The 13,797-nt window shown below is 70.6% G+C and carries 12 protein-coding genes; 3 read left to right on the plus strand and 9 right to left on the minus strand.

Going from position 1 to position 13,797, the window contains the following annotated elements; translation table 11 throughout:
* The 9 genes from Acy02nite_RS34305 to Acy02nite_RS34345 form a co-directional block, all read right to left on the minus strand.
* Positions 1-1,035, minus strand: a 1,035-nt coding sequence (locus Acy02nite_RS34305) for a chaplin family protein (protein ID WP_203750569.1), incomplete at its 3' end; no start/stop codon positions are given.
* A 259-nt stretch (positions 1,036-1,294) separates the two neighbouring features.
* Positions 1,295-2,362 (minus strand): hypothetical protein, encoded by a 1,068-nt coding sequence (locus Acy02nite_RS34310; protein ID WP_203750572.1) that lies wholly within the window; start codon positions 2,360-2,362, stop codon positions 1,295-1,297.
* Between the two features lie 150 nt (positions 2,363-2,512).
* Positions 2,513-3,391 carry a hydroxymethylglutaryl-CoA lyase gene (locus Acy02nite_RS34315; protein ID WP_425548058.1) on the minus strand — a complete coding sequence of 293 codons (879 nt, stop codon included), beginning with the start codon at positions 3,389-3,391 and terminating at the stop codon, positions 2,513-2,515.
* Positions 3,392-3,394: 3 nt separating this feature from the next.
* The gene (locus Acy02nite_RS34320) at positions 3,395-4,717 is read right to left on the minus strand and encodes an acetyl-CoA carboxylase biotin carboxylase subunit (RefSeq protein WP_203750575.1); all 1,323 of its coding nucleotides are present in this window, start codon (positions 4,715-4,717) and stop codon (positions 3,395-3,397) included.
* A gap of 126 nt (positions 4,718-4,843) precedes the next feature.
* Positions 4,844-5,449, minus strand: a complete 606-nt coding sequence (locus Acy02nite_RS34325; protein WP_203750578.1) for a TetR/AcrR family transcriptional regulator — start codon at positions 5,447-5,449, stop codon at positions 4,844-4,846.
* A gap of 32 nt (positions 5,450-5,481) precedes the next feature.
* Entirely contained in the window at positions 5,482-8,253 is a 2,772-nt protein-coding gene (locus Acy02nite_RS34330; RefSeq protein ID WP_203750582.1) for a tetratricopeptide repeat protein, read from the minus strand.
* Positions 8,250-9,989: an HSP90 family protein gene (locus Acy02nite_RS34335; protein WP_203750585.1), complete on the minus strand. Its 1,740-nt coding sequence runs from the start codon at positions 9,987-9,989 to the stop codon at positions 8,250-8,252. Before Acy02nite_RS34335 ends, Acy02nite_RS34330 begins: the two co-directional genes overlap by 4 nt.
* A 76-nt stretch (positions 9,990-10,065) precedes the next feature.
* Positions 10,066-10,965, minus strand: a complete 900-nt coding sequence (locus Acy02nite_RS34340) for a sulfurtransferase (protein WP_203750588.1) — start codon at positions 10,963-10,965, stop codon at positions 10,066-10,068.
* A 57-nt stretch (positions 10,966-11,022) separates the two neighbouring features.
* Entirely contained in the window at positions 11,023-11,796 is a 774-nt protein-coding gene (locus Acy02nite_RS34345) for an SGNH/GDSL hydrolase family protein (protein ID WP_203750591.1), read from the minus strand.
* A gap of 247 nt (positions 11,797-12,043) precedes the next feature.
* Between Acy02nite_RS34345 and Acy02nite_RS34350 the strand changes: the two genes are divergently transcribed.
* From Acy02nite_RS34350 to Acy02nite_RS34360, 3 genes are all read left to right on the plus strand, one after another.
* Positions 12,044-12,433 carry a CBS domain-containing protein gene (locus tag Acy02nite_RS34350; protein ID WP_203750610.1) on the plus strand — a complete coding sequence of 130 codons (390 nt, stop codon included), beginning with the start codon at positions 12,044-12,046 and terminating at the stop codon, positions 12,431-12,433.
* 212 nt (positions 12,434-12,645) lie between these two features.
* Positions 12,646-13,074 carry a SufE family protein gene (locus Acy02nite_RS34355; RefSeq protein ID WP_203750613.1) on the plus strand — a complete coding sequence of 143 codons (429 nt, stop codon included), beginning with the start codon at positions 12,646-12,648 and terminating at the stop codon, positions 13,072-13,074.
* An 18-nt stretch (positions 13,075-13,092) separates the two neighbouring features.
* On the plus strand, positions 13,093-13,731 hold the full coding sequence (locus Acy02nite_RS34360) for a DsbA family oxidoreductase (protein WP_203750616.1): 639 nt from the start codon (positions 13,093-13,095) through the stop codon (positions 13,729-13,731).
* Positions 13,732-13,797 lie beyond the last annotated feature (66 nt).

Genomic DNA, 13,797 nt, shown 5'->3' on the forward strand with positions numbered 1-13,797 from the left:
GCCGCGAACGCCGCCGTTGTTGTGGCCGCCCTTGCAGGAGCAGTCGTCACCGTTGTCGCCACGCACGCCACCGCTCGGGTTGCCGTAGCCCTTGCCCTGGCCCCACATGGCGTCGTTGCCGCCGATCCGGTTCACGCAGATCGCCGAGGACTGGGCCGAGCCGAGCAGCGAGCCGAGCGAGTTGCCGCAGGCGTTGATCGGGGCGACGACCGGCATCGCGAACTGGGTGCCGTTCAGGAACCCGATGTTGCCGAAGCTGGTCTGGTTGATGCCGCTGTCCCAGCCGCCGACCCGGTTGCCGCCCTGGCTCCCACCGACCGGGTAGCTGCCGTGGCTCGCGCCGTAGTGGTCGCCACCGCGGTTCGGGAGGTACTGGTGGCCGGCCTGGCTGCCGCCGAACAGGCCGCTGCCGTGGTTCGCGCCGTACTGCTGGGCGCCGTGGCCGGCACCGAGCAGGCCGCCGAGGTGGCTACCACCCAGCAGGTCGGCGCCCTGGCTCGCACCGGTCTGGCTGCCACCCCGGCTCGCACCGATCTGCTTGCCGCCCTGGCCCGCGCTGCGGCCGAAGCCGTTGCCGATGACGTTGGCGCAGGTCGCCTGCGCCGAGGAGACCCCGAGCAGGCTGTCAGCGTTGCCGCACTGGTTGATCGGGATGGTCACCGGCACGGCGATCTGGTTGCCGTTCAGGATGCCGATGTTGCCACCCGACTGCTGGGCGATCCCGTTGCCCCAGCCACCGCCGGCGGTGTGCCCGCTCTCGGTGACGTGGTTGACGCCGGAGCCGCGGGCCGAGCTGACCCCGAGGACGCTGTCGGCGTTGCCGTTCTGGTTGACCGGCACGGTGACCGGCACGGCGATCTGGGTGCCGTTGTCGGCGCCGACGTTGGCACCCGACTGCTGGGTGATCCCGCCACCGGCCGGGGCGGCGCTGCCGTACCCCTGCGCGCTGGCCTGAGCCGCGGCAGGGGCCATCAGCAGGGCGCCGGCGGCCATGATGCCGACGCTCAGCGTCTTACGAACCCACGTCTTCTTCATGAGAAAAGTAATGCCTTTCAAAATGGTCAGCAAGGATTTCCGCGTATTGAATTGTCTTGTGCTGCGAAATCCGCTTCCGGGCGCAGCGGTGCCCTGGCTACTTGTTGAATACCGGCCCTGACCCCGCTCGTCGACACACGCCGCCGCGGTGATGGCTGCTGGAGGCCGCGCACGATTCGCCGCTTGTACGCAAACGGTTCGGGAATCGTCCGGCCTGTTTCACGGACGGCCGCCTCCAGGGCGCGCCGCCGGGCCATCGTCAGTCAGGTGAGACGGTCGGCGCCTCGGCATCGTGCCGCCGGGCGTCGACATCGGGCGCGATCGGGCAGCGGTGGCAGGCCACCGGGCCGTTCGCGATCCCGGAGGGAAGAACGGCCGACGAGCCGCTCTCCGTGTTCGCTCCCGACCCACCGGCCGGGATACCGCTGACTGCCCCGAGGTTCATCCGCGCGGGCGCGGATCCGTCACCGCCGGGCACATCGTCCCGGATCTCCTCCGGTTCCCGGATCGTCTCCGGCTCCCGGAGCGTCCTCGGCGCAACCGGCCGGGCGGCCGGGGCATGCCGGTGGACGTACGACCGGGCGTGGGACCGGACTCGCCGGGCCGGCGCGGCGCCATCCGTGGCGTGCCGTGCCGGGACAAGGGCGGTCCTGGTGCCCGCGAGTGCTGCCGCCTCCCCTGCCGTGCCGGTGACAGCCGGTTGTCCCGGCTGCTCAGCGGCGGGTGGCAGGGTCGTGGCGGCGACTGCCGGCGCTCGCACCGGCAGTTCACCTCCGGCAGCCGGCAGCTCCTGGTCGTCCGCGTCTCCGCTGCTGGCACGCAGCGGCGCGGGCGCCGTTCGCAGGGCATCGCCGGAGGGCTCCGCATCGTTCACGGGCTCGGCGTCCGTGACAGCGTCCCCGGCCGGCTCCTCGGCCGGGTCGAGGTGCATGGTCAGGACGCGCTGATGGGGCTTCGGCTCGGACTCCAGCGGCTGGACGGCCGCCTTCAGGAGTTCGCCTGCCGCGTGCACCCGGCTCACGTCGAACCAGGTGGTCGCCGGCTCGACGGCGTCGTCGAGCACGATCCCGGGCGCCGAGCCGCTGACCGGCTCGGCGTCGGGCTCCGCGGCGTTCGCGGCGGCGCCGGTGAGCAGCCAGGCCACTCCGGCCAGGCCGCTGATGACGAGAACACGCAGGAACCACCGGTGACCGGCACGTCCGGCGCGGCGCTCCGGCCGCCGCTCCGCCCCCTGGCTGTGGGGCGGCATGAGCGGGGAGCCGCCGTGGGTGGCCGGCACGGAACCGGACGCCGCGCGCGGCGTGCGCTCGACCCTCCAGCCCGCCATCGTTTCCACCCCTCGTCGTCGGCCTCGCCTTTAACACCCCGGCTGACCCGGGATGGGCGATATCGGCCACTCGGTATTGGTAACGACGTGAGCGAGCGAGAAGTCACGCGAGCAAATCAGAAAAATGATCGCAGGAATCGCACTGAAGAATCACACGAGACGGTTACGGGGCCCCGCTCTCAGAACACCCGATGGAAGGGTACGGCCGACCAGGCGTTCGGCCAGTCCGGCAGCCCGCAACAACTCGTCCAGATCGATTCCGGTGTCATATCCCATGTCGTGGAGCATGTGGACGACCTCCTCGGTCGCCACGTTTCCGGAGGCGCCGGGCGCGTACGGACACCCGCCCAGCCCACCGGCACTGGCGTCGAACTCGACGATGCCCAGTTCCAGGGCGGTGAGGATGTTCGCGAGCCCGGTGCCACGCGTGTTGTGGAAGTGGAGCAGATCCGGCCGTACCGCGGAAAGCAGGTCCTTGACCCGGCGCGGGGTCGCCATCCCGGTGGTGTCGCCGAACGCGATGCGGTCCGCGCCGTCGGCACGCACCCGCGCCACGATGCCCGCCACCCGGTCCGGATCGATGTCGCCCTCGTAGGGGCAGCCGAAACTGGTCGCCACGATCACCTCGAGCGTCGCGCCGGCCTCGTGCACCAGCGGGATCAGCCCGGCGATGTCGTCCAGCGACTCGTCGGTGGAGCGGTTCAGGTTGCGCCGGTTGTGGGTGTCGCTCGCCGAGACGACCACCTCGATCTCGCCGAATCCTGCGGCCAGCGCTCGCTGTGCGCCGCGGGTGTTCGGGATCAGCGCGGAGTAGCGGACGTCCGGGTTCCGGTGGATCCGGGACCAGACCTCGTCCGCGTCGGCCATCTGCGGGATGGCTTTGGGGTGCACGAACGAGACCGCCTCGATGCGTCGCACGCCGGTCCGGCTGAGCGCGTCGATCAGCTCGACCTTGCCGTCGGCCGGGATCGGGTCCTCGTTCTGCAGGCCGTCGCGCGGCGCGACCTCACGGATGCTGATGAAAGTCATGATTCACCTCATCCTGCCGACGATGCCGGTGTCGTAGTCACCGGAGAGGAACTCCGGGTTCTCCAACAGCTCGGCGAAGAACAGCAGGTTGTTCTTCGGGCCGGCGATCGCGAAACCGGCGACCGCGGCACGAGCCTTGGCCAGCGCTTCCGTGCGGTCGGCGCCGAAGACGATCAGCTTGGCGAGCAGGGAGTCGTAGAAGGGGGTCACCGTGTTGCCCTCGACATACCCCGAGTCGACGCGGGCGTCCGCCGGCTCCACCCAGGTCGTGATCCGGCCGGGCCCGGGGAGGAAACGCTTCGGGTCCTCCGCGTTGATCCGGAGCTCGATCGCATGCCCGGACCTGCCGGTGTCCACCGTCACGTTCTCGCCACTGGCGATACGCAGCTGCAGCTCCACCAGGTCGATCCCGTGGATCAACTCGGTGATCGGGTGCTCGACCTGCAGCCGGGTGTTCATCTCCAGGAAGAAGAACTCGCCGGTCGCCGGGTCGAGCAGGCACTCGACCGTGCCCGCGTTGCGGTAGTTCACCGCCTCGCCGGCCCGGACCGCGGCCGCCAGGATCCGCTCACGCAGTTCCGGCCCGACCGCCGGGGACGGAGCCTCCTCGACCAGCTTCTGGTTGCGGCGCTGCACCGAGCACTCCCGCTCGGAGAGGGCGATCACCCGGCCGTCGGCCAGACCGAGGATCTGCACCTCGACGTGTCGTACGCGCGGGAAGTAGCGCTCCAGCAGCACCGATCCGTCACCGAACATGCGCTCGGCGAACGCCCGCACCTTGTCGAGCTCGGTGCGCAGGGCCGCCTCGTCGGCCGCGACGGCCATGCCCATCCCGCCGCCGCCGGCCGCAGCCTTCACCATCACCGGATACCCGATCTGCTGTGCGGCGGCGAGGGCTGCGTCGACATCGGCGACCGGCTCGGGCGTGCCGGGCGCGACCGGCACGCCCGCCGCGGCCATCAGATTCCGGGCATTGATCTTGTCGCCCATCGCGGTGATCGCTTCGGCGCCGGGCCCGACCCACACCAGGCCGCTTGATTCGACAGTACGGGCGAATCCGGCATTCTCACTCAGAAAGCCGTAGCCCGGATGGATCGCCTGGGCGTTGCGCTCCTTCGCGACGGCGAGGATGGCATCGGCGTTGCGGTAGCTCTGCGCCGGGTTCGCCGGCCCGATGTTGACGGCCTCGTCGGCCTCCAGCACGAACGGGAGGTCGGCATCGGCATCGGAATGGACCGCGATGGTACGGATGTCCAGGCGCTTCGCGGTGCGGATGATCCGGCGGGCGATCTCGCCGCGGTTGGCGACGAGCAACGACTCGATCATGGGGCTCCTGTGTGTCGGCGTGCCGGCGTGCCCTGTAGGACGGCCGGTGTTTCCGTCGCCTCCAGGGTGGCCGGTAGGCCTCCCCGCAGGCAGGTCTTCAGGCGCGTTCGTTCAGTTGTGCGACCGTCAGCGGCCGGTCAGGGCGTGCATCGTCGCGTCGCGCAGCAGGGCAGCCCGCCGGCGCCACTCCACCTCACCGCCTAGGAACGGCGTCGAGTTCATCAGGCCGAAAGCGGCGTGCGCCAGGACCCGCGCCTCGGCCGGCTCCAACTCCGGTCGCAGCAGGGTCAGCACCCCGACCCATTCCTCCACATAGAGCCGCTGCAGCCGGCGGATCTGACGTCGCGGCTCCTCCGGGAGACGATCGAGCTCGTGCAGGTGCAGGGCGATCACCGCGGGGTTGGCCAGCGCGAAGTCGACGTGGAAGTCGATCAGGTCGGCCAGCGCCGCCTCGGCCTCGGCCGGGTGGCGCGCGACGCGTTCGCGGCCGCCCTCGAGCAGACCCTCGCTGACCGGGATCAGCGCGGCGACCAGCATCGCCTCCTTGCCGGCGAAGTGGTGATACAACGCCGGGCCGGTGACGCCGGCCGCCGAGCCGATGTCGTCCATCGAGACACCGTGATAGCCCCGCGCGGCGAAGAGGCCGACCGCGATCTCGAGGATTTCGTCGCGGCGGGACCGCCGCCGGGGCGCCGGCGGGGTGGTCCGGTGCCGCTGTTCTACCGTCGTCACCCCGCCACCTTAACCCTTCGTCAAGTGCTTGCTTAACGGTCGTTCAGCCGATCGACGGCCTGCCGGACCTCGTCGTAGAGCTCCGGGATCCGCCTCTGTTCGGGCAGCGCGTCCATCAGCGCGAGCGCCTCGACGGGACGGCCCGACCGGAACAACGCCTCAGACCGCATTCCGGCAACCCGGTCGGCGTCCTCTTCGGCACCGATCGCGCGGAGCCGTTCCGGCGCGCCCTCGAGATGCGGCAGGGCCTCCGCCCATCGGCCCCGGCGCATCAGCAGATTGCCGACCTCGAATGCGAAGATCCCGCGCCCCCACTGGACGCCGGGCTGTTCGGCCAGTTCGGCGGGGAGTTCTTCGTACCGGCGGGTAACCAGGCCGATCAGCTCCTCGGCCTCCTCGACCTCGTCGGCGTAGTTCAACGCGGCCAGCCGGCGACGCAGGACACGTAGCTCGCCGACCGGATCGCCGGCCTCACGCAGCGCCTCGGCCGCGGCCCGGAACGTCAGCGCCGCCTCGGCGTCACGGTCCAGCCGGTAGAGCACGTCACCGGCATCCTCACCGATCTGGCCGCGACCGGCCGGGTTGTCGGCAAGCACCTCGATCAACTCGCGGTAGAGCTCCAGCGCCCGGGCGGTGTCGCCAAGATCACGGTAGATGCCGGCCAGCATGTACTTCGTGTCGTTGGCGGGCGCGGTGAAACCCAGCCGCTCGAACCCGAGCAGCCCCTCCTCGGCCACCTCGGCGGCCTCCGGCAGGCGGTCGACCGCCCGGTACATCTGCGCGAGGTCCTGCCGGGCGAAAGACCCGGAATGCTCGTTCTCCTGCTCGGTGCTGATCGCGACAGCCTCCACCATGTCGTCGATCGCCTCGGCCACGCGATCCGAGGCCATCAGCGCACGACCACGCAGCGCGTGAGCGACCAGTTCGGCGCCGGGCAGCCCGAAGGACAACGACTCCGTCATCGCGGCCACCACCTCGGCCGGGTCCCCGGCCAGCTGGCCGTAGATCGTCGCCGCCTCGGCGCTGGACCGGGCCGGCCCGTTCTCCCGGTAGAAGTCCCAGGCGGCCCGGGCCGCCTCGCGCGCCTCGTCGTCGCGATCCGCGGCGGACCGGTTCCGCGCCCGGAGCATGGCGTGGTGCGCCACCCGGCGCGGCTCACCGGACTCGGCGGCGTGCCGATCGGCGCGGTCGCCGGCCTCGGTCGCCTCGTCGATCCGGTCCATCAGGAGGTACACGGTGGACAGTCGCAGCCAGGCGCTCGCCCGATCACGGTGGGTGCCGTGCTCGTCCTGGTAATCGGCGTCGGCCTGGACCACGGTCAGCACCTCGGCCAGGTCGAGCTTCTCGCTGCGGCCGCGCTCGAACGCCGCCCGGGCGCGCAGGGAGCTCACCTTGCCGGGGTCGCCGCTCGCCTCGTACGCCGAGATCGCCTTGTCGAAGGACTCGATGGCAACCTCCGCGTCCACTCCACCGGCACGGTAACCGCGCAGCATCCACAGCCGGCCGGCCAGCCGCGGGTCGGACGGATCGGGGAAGCGGCCGGCGAACGCGTCGAGCGCCGCGCCGAACCTCTCGTGCTCGTCCTCCTCGAGGTGCTTCTCGGCGAGGTCGATCAGCTGCTCCTCGGTGAGCTCGGCCGGGATCTCGGCGATCACGGGCCGCGGCGCCGGCACGGGTGTCGCTTGTGGAGCGCTCGCGCGCCGGGCGGTCGGTGACAGCGGGAGAACCACGTCATACGGCTCCGAGGCCATCCGCTCGGCGATCCGCTCACTCTGATGGCTGGTGCCGTTGCGGGCGTCGAAGCGGGCGGCCAGCTCGGCCGCATAGGCGGTCAGCTCCCCGGCCAGCGCCGGGGCGGTCACGTCGGCGCGGCCGGCCCGGCGGATCAGCGTGTCACCGTGGCCGAGCGCGACGAGCCGGCGCAGCAGCGCGACGCAGGCCGCCGCGAAGTTCATCCCGGCGGCCGGGGACGGTGCCCGATCGAGCCAGTCGATGTGCCGCTGGAGGATCTCCAGGCCACGGGCCTCGTTGCCGGTCTGCGCGCAGAACAGCAGGTGGTCGCCAATCCCGTTGAGGTCAGCCAGGTTGGCGCGCTCGATCAGGTACGACCGGCGGTGCGCGTCGGCGGCCTCGCCCAGGCGACCGGTGTGCACGTACGACACCATCAGCTCGCTGAGAATGCTCTGCGGCTGCTCGGTACAGCTCAGCTCCCCGGACAGGATCGGAGCGGCCACCGCCACCGCGTCGTCGTAGTCACCACGGCTGTTCAGGTGCCAGGCCAGGGTGCCCGGATCGCAGCCCTCGCAGTCGGACAGCTCGGTGCGCGGCGCGGCCCGCCACTTCTCGAACCAGCCCTGCGCCTCCTCGGTCGCGCCGACGTGGTTGGCGACGAGGAACCGGTGCTTGTACACCGGCTGGAGGCCGTGGCCGCCCTCACGGTAGCGGCGTTCCATGTCGTCGAGCACCGCGTACGTCCGCGCGAGCGGGATCTCCGGGAAGTCGGTCAGCGCGTTGACCATGGTCTTGAACTTCCAGAGCAGGCTGTGTGTCCAGCGCTCGTGGTACGGCTGCGGGTTCCGATCGAAATCGGCCACGCACCAGGAGAACGTGGCGAACGACTTCACCGACTCGCCGCCGTAGACATACGCCGTCGTCGCGAACAGCCGGGTGTAGAAGGCCAGCGCCGGGTCCCCGGCACCGTCCGCGTGCCGCATCACCTGCTCGACGAGGGCGATCTGGGCCGCGCCGTGCGGCAGGTGATGCGCCTCCTGCAGAACGTCCCACAGCTCTTCGGCAGTCTTCATCGGGTCTCCTCCCCGGGAACGGCCCGGTCCAGCAGGCCCAGGAACGACGAGGTCAGCAGGGCAGCGTCGGCCGGCCGGATCGGATGGTGGCCGAGCAGCAGAGCCTGACCGTAGAGCGACTCCACGGCCAGCCCCGCCAGGTCGGAGTCGCCGAGCGAGGACACCCGCCGGATCAGCGGGTTGCGGTGGTTGAGCACCAGCTGCGGCCGGTCGTTCGGCACCGTCGAGGAGAGCGCGTCGAGCACCCCGCCCCAGAGATCGTCGGCCTGGTCACGGCTCGCGGTGAACTCGTCGTGGAACGCGGCAGCCCGGCTCACCAGGTACAACGCGGGGAGACTGGCCGGGTCGAACGCGCGGACGACCACCTCGCAGCCCAGTTTGTCGAGGCGGCGCTGGGCCGCCGACAGGAACGGGCGCAGGCGCAGCTCGGTCTCCGCGTCGACCGCGGTGAACTTCGTGGTCAGATCGGTCGGGTCGAGGCGCTCGGCCCGGACCTCCTCGTCCAGGGCGGCGAGCCGCTGGATCAGGTCGGAGTCGTAGACGTAGCCACCGTTGATCAGCCCCACGTCCTGCGCGGCTGCCACGGCGGCGAGCTGGCGGAACTCGTCGGCCGTCGCGGCGTACCGAATGGTCCCGAATCTGGCCCGGAACTCGGCGAGCGTCAGCTCACCCATGTTCGTCTGCATCGGATACCACTGCTCGACCAGGCGCAGCATCTCGTCGTCGTGCAGGGCCAGCGCCTTCACGCCGAGGTGATGGATCTGCAGGAACTGGGCCAGACGCCGCGGATCGGTGGCGGACAGCCGGACCAGCCAGCCGCGCAGCTGATCGGCGATCGCCTCACGCGTCTCGGCGAGCATGCCGTCGTCGTAGAGCGCCTCACGGCTCGCCGTCGGGCGCAGCTCGGTGCTGTCCAGCACACACCGCGCGAAGAACGCCCATTCCGGGAGCAACCCCTCGACGCTCTCGGAGAGCAGCATCCGCTTGAGGTAGACCCGGTGGCCACCACGACTCGCCGGGTTGACCGGGGTGGGCAGCACGAAGGCCGCGCCGCTCAGGCCCGCGCCGGGCACGTTCAGCTCGATGACGTCGAAGGGACGGAAACCCAGGACCTTCTCGGCGTACGCATTCCGCTCGCTCGCCGGCAGCGCCCACGGCACCGTCCCGGCGGTGACGCGGCTCCCGTCCACTGTCACGTCGATCGGCAGCAGGGAGCCGTAGAGCTCGGCCAGCTCGGTCACGGTCGCGCTGGTCAGGTAGTGCTCGGCGCCCCGCCGCGGCATCAGCGTCACCGTGGTGCCCGGCTCACGCTCGTCGGCGGCGCGCACCTCGTAACGCCCGTCTGAGTAACCGATCCAGAGCACCGGGGCCGCGCCCGCACGCCGGGTGTGCACCCGGATCTCGTCGGCGACCAGGAAGCAGGAGAGCAGCCCGATGCCGAACTGGCCGAGGAACTCGTGCCGGGCGAAGCCCAGCTCGTCGCGCTTCGAGCTGCGGCCGATGGTGGCGAGCAGCTCGTGCACCTGCGCTTCGGTGAGCCCGATGCCGTTGTCGGCGATCCGCAGGGTGTCGCCGGTGGTGATCTCGACCCGGCCGGCGTGATCGGGACCGACTGCGGTGATCGCGTCCACGGCGTTCTGCAGGAGCTCGCGGACATACACGCGGGGGCTCGCGTAGAGATGGTGACTGAGCAGGTCGACGATGCCCCGTAGATCAACCTGGAAGGTGTTGCTCACGGCAGCGCACGGTACCGGGTTCGTCTGACAAAAACAGCGTGGTTTGGAACAGCGCGGCCGCGGAGGGCCGCGCCGCTCACTTCAGGCCGCCGGGCTCCGCACCCTTGGTGATCGGCGCCCGGACCAGGTTGCCCCACTCCGTCCAGGAACCGTCGTAGTTGCGGACCTGCGGGTACCCCAGGAGGTGCCGCAGGACGAACCAGGTGTGGCTGGACCGCTCGCCGATCCGGCAGTAGGCGATGATGTCGTCGCCCGTCTCCAGGCCCAGCTCGTCGCGGTAGATCTTGACGAGGTCGTCGTGCGCCTTGAACGTGCCGTCCTCGTTCGCCGCGGACTTCCACGGCTTGCTCACCGCGCCCGGGATGTGGCCGCCGCGCAGCGCGCCCTCCTGCGGGTACGCCGCCATGTGGGTCAACTCGCCCGTGTACTCCTGTGGGGAGCGCACGTCGACCAGCGGGCGCCCGCTGGCGATGTGGCCCATCACCTGGTCACGGAACGCGCGGATCTCCGCATCGTTGCGCACGGGCACCGGGTACTCCGCCTGCGAGCGCGTGGTCTTGTCCCGCGTCACGGGACGGCCCTCGGCCACCCACTTCTGCCGGCCACCGTCGAGCAGTCGCACGTCGCGGTGTCCGAAAAGACTGAAGACCCAGAGTGCGTACGACGCCCACCAGTTGAAGTTGTCGCCGTAGAACACGATCGTGTCGTCACGGCCGATGCCCTTCGCCGCACACATCTCGGCGAACGCGGCCGGGTCCAGGTAGTCGCGGGTGATCTGGTCGTTCAGCTCCAGATGCCAGTCGACCTTGACCGCGCCCGGGATGTGCCCGGTGTCGTAGAGCAGCACGTCCTCGTCAGACTCGACGACCACCAGACCGGGGGTGTCCAGATTCGCGGCGAGCCACTCGGTGGTGACCAGTTTGTCAGGGTGCGCGTAGGCCTGCAGCGCCTGCGCCGGATCGTTCGGAACGGACATGACTGTCACGTTAGCCCTTGCCGCGGGGCCCGCGCGGACCCCATGACGAGCGCGACCTCACAGAACGTCGATCGGGGCCAGCACCGGCCGCTTCGGCGTGACGAGGTCGCCCATCGACTGCCCGCGCAGGTGCCGCCCGACCCAGGGCGCCAGGTGCACCCGGGCCCAGCGCAGGTCCGCGCTGCGCGCCAGGCGCCACGGCGTGGGCTGCGGCGTCGGCGGGACCAGCATCCAGTCCTCCTCGACGCCGACGCCCAGCGCGTTCAGCACGTGCCCGGCGACCCGCCGATGACCGGACTCGGACAAGTGCAGCCGGTCGTCGCTCCACAGGCTGCGGTTCAGGAACGCATGGTCGGCGAAGAGATCGATCAGAAACGCCCCGTGCCGCTGCGCGATGTCCCGGAAGCCGTCGTTGAGGACCGCCGCCCGGCCGCCGATCATCCGCTGCCCGCCCGGGATGTGCACGGCGACGTCGGCGAACCGGAACATGATCACGTCCGCCCCGGTGGCCCGGATCCGCGCGATCACCGGCTCGATCCGGTCGACCAGCAGGTGCGGATCGACGCGAGGCCGCAGGATGTCGTTCCCGCCGGCCGCGAAACTCACCAGATCCGGCTTCATCTCCAGGGTCGGCTCGAGTTGCTCGGCGATCACCTGGTCCAGGAGCCGGCCGCGGATCGCCAGGTTCGCATACCCGAAGTCGGGTCCGGAATCCACCGCGAGACGAGTGGCGACGAGGTCGGCCCATCCGCGGTATGTGCCGTCCGGATACCCGTCGCACATGCCCTCGGTGAAGCTGTCCCCCATGGCCACGAAGCTGCGCCAAGCCATCGTTCCCCCTAATGACTCTTCAGCTGTGGTTGCCGGATCAGTTTTCCACCGGTCGGGCACGGATCGGAACGTGACGATGGCGACACCTGAATAAGCACATGATCTAGTCCGCCGTCCGGCCGGGAGGTACGCCGACAGGCGCGACCGCCATGCCGGAGAGCGAAACGACGTGCCGCCGGTGGACGTTGCCGGGTTGAACGTGGGAGAACTGGAGTAATCGACGTATCGACGGCGAGGAGGCTCAGGCATGGCGAGACTGGTGGCGGACGCGATGACGCGACGGGTGGTCTACCTCCCCGAGGACACCCCGCTCGACGAGGCCGCGCAGGCGATGCGCGACCAGGGCATCGGCGACGTCGTGGTGACCCACGGGCCGACCATGGCCGGCATCGTCACCGACCGGGACATCGTCGTCCGTGCCATCGCCGAGAACCTCCCCGCGAGAACCACCACCCTCGGGTCGATCGCCACCCGGGAACTGATCATGATCGAGCAGAACGCGACGGTGGAGGAGGCGGTGCAGGCCATGCGCGCGCGTGCGGTCCGCCGCCTCCTGGTCTGCGACACCGACCGCAAGGTGGTCGGTCTGCTGAGTCTCAGCGACGTCGCTCTGCTGCCGGCGTCCGCCGCCGCCTGACGTCTCTGCCCCGGGCGCTTCTCGTTGCCCGGCGTGCAGCCCGGGCGGATCCTCCACCGCCGGACGCGCGGCCGGGCGGATCGTCTGCCGCCGGACGCGCGGCCCGGGCGGTTCGTCTGCCGCTCGGTGCCGGGTCCGGGTCCGGGTGGGAGTGACGCGGCCCTCTTGCCGGCGTCCTTTGCCGGGTGCGCTTTGCGCGTAGGTTGGTCTTCGTGACCGACATGCCGCCGAAGCTCGCCGAGATCGTCGAGGAGTTCGCCTCCGCGCCCCGCGAGGTGGTGCTGGAGATGATGCTGGAGTTCTCCGACGCGGTGCCGCCGCTGCCCGCCGAACTGGCCGGGCACGTGGGCATGGAGCAGGTCCCGGAGTGTCAGACCGCCTTCTTCCTCAAGGCCGTGGTCCAGCCGGACGACACCGTCGTGACGTTCTTCGACTGCCCGCCGGAGGCGCCCACGACCCGCGCGTTCGCCGGGATCCTCGCCGAGGGCCTGGCCGGGGCGACCGGGGCGGAGATCCTGGCGGTGCCGGATGATCTCTATGCCCGGATGGGCCTGGCCCAGGCGATCAGCCCGCTCCGCGTTCGCGGCGGCACGGCGATCCTGGCCCGCCTGAAGCGGCAGATCACCGAGCAGCTGAGCTGACCCCTCGAACGGAGAAGCGTGGACATCCAGTTCTGGTCCGATGCCATCTGCCCGTGGTGCTACCTCGGCAAGCGCCGCCTGGAGAACGCGTTGACCCAGTGGCCCGGCGAGGTGTCGGTCACCTACCGGGCATACCAGTTGGACGCTTCCCCGGTGCCACAGCCGCTCCTGATCAAGCAGGTGATGGCCGAGCAGTTCGGCCCCGAGCGAGCCGCCGAGATGCTGGCTCATGTCACCGCCGTGGCCGCCGCCGACGGTCTCACGCTCGACTTCGACAGCGCCCTGGCCGCGAACACGTTCGCCGCGCACCGGCTGATCGCGTGGGCCGCCACCCAGGGTCGCCAGGCCGACATGCTGGACGCCGTCCAGCGCGCCCACTTCACCGGCGGCGCCGACCTCGGCTGGCTTCCCGTGCTCGCCCGGATCGCCGGCTCGATCGGCCTGGATCCCGGGGCAGCGTTTTCCTACCTGCGGTCGGATGCCGGCACCAGCGCGGTTGTCACCGACCTCACCGCGGCTCAGGAGCTGGGCATCACGACAGTGCCGTTCCTGCTGATCGACGGCAAGTACGCCGTGCAGGGCGCGCAGGAGACGGCCGCCCTCCTGGATGCGTTCGCCGAGATCACCCGCCGCGAAGCCGTCGACGCCGGTCTATAGCGTTTCACGTGAAACGCTATAGACGTCTGCCCATATGTCCGTGCGGGCATGGTCGGCGGTCGAATT

The sequence above is a fragment of the Actinoplanes cyaneus genome, from assembly GCF_016862095.1.
In the GTDB taxonomy this organism is placed as follows: Bacteria; Actinomycetota; Actinomycetes; order Mycobacteriales; family Micromonosporaceae; genus Actinoplanes; species Actinoplanes cyaneus.

Excerpts from the sequence above, each read along its gene's own strand:
- Acy02nite_RS34320 (WP_203750575.1), bottom strand. The coding sequence starts at position 4,717 with ATGATCGAGTCGTTGCTCGTCGCCAACCGCGGCGAGATCGCCCGCCGG.
- Acy02nite_RS34350 (WP_203750610.1), top strand. The coding sequence starts at position 12,044 with ATGGCGAGACTGGTGGCGGACGCGATGACGCGACGGGTGGTCTACCTC.
- Acy02nite_RS34345 (WP_203750591.1), bottom strand. The coding sequence starts at position 11,796 with ATGGCTTGGCGCAGCTTCGTGGCCATGGGGGACAGCTTCACCGAGGGC.
- Acy02nite_RS34315 (WP_425548058.1), bottom strand. The coding sequence starts at position 3,391 with ATGACTTTCATCAGCATCCGTGAGGTCGCGCCGCGCGACGGCCTGCAG.
- Acy02nite_RS34330 (WP_203750582.1), bottom strand. The coding sequence starts at position 8,253 with ATGAAGACTGCCGAAGAGCTGTGGGACGTTCTGCAGGAGGCGCATCAC.
- Acy02nite_RS34340 (WP_203750588.1), bottom strand. The coding sequence starts at position 10,965 with ATGTCCGTTCCGAACGATCCGGCGCAGGCGCTGCAGGCCTACGCGCAC.
- Acy02nite_RS34310 (WP_203750572.1), bottom strand. The coding sequence starts at position 2,362 with ATGGCGGGCTGGAGGGTCGAGCGCACGCCGCGCGCGGCGTCCGGTTCC.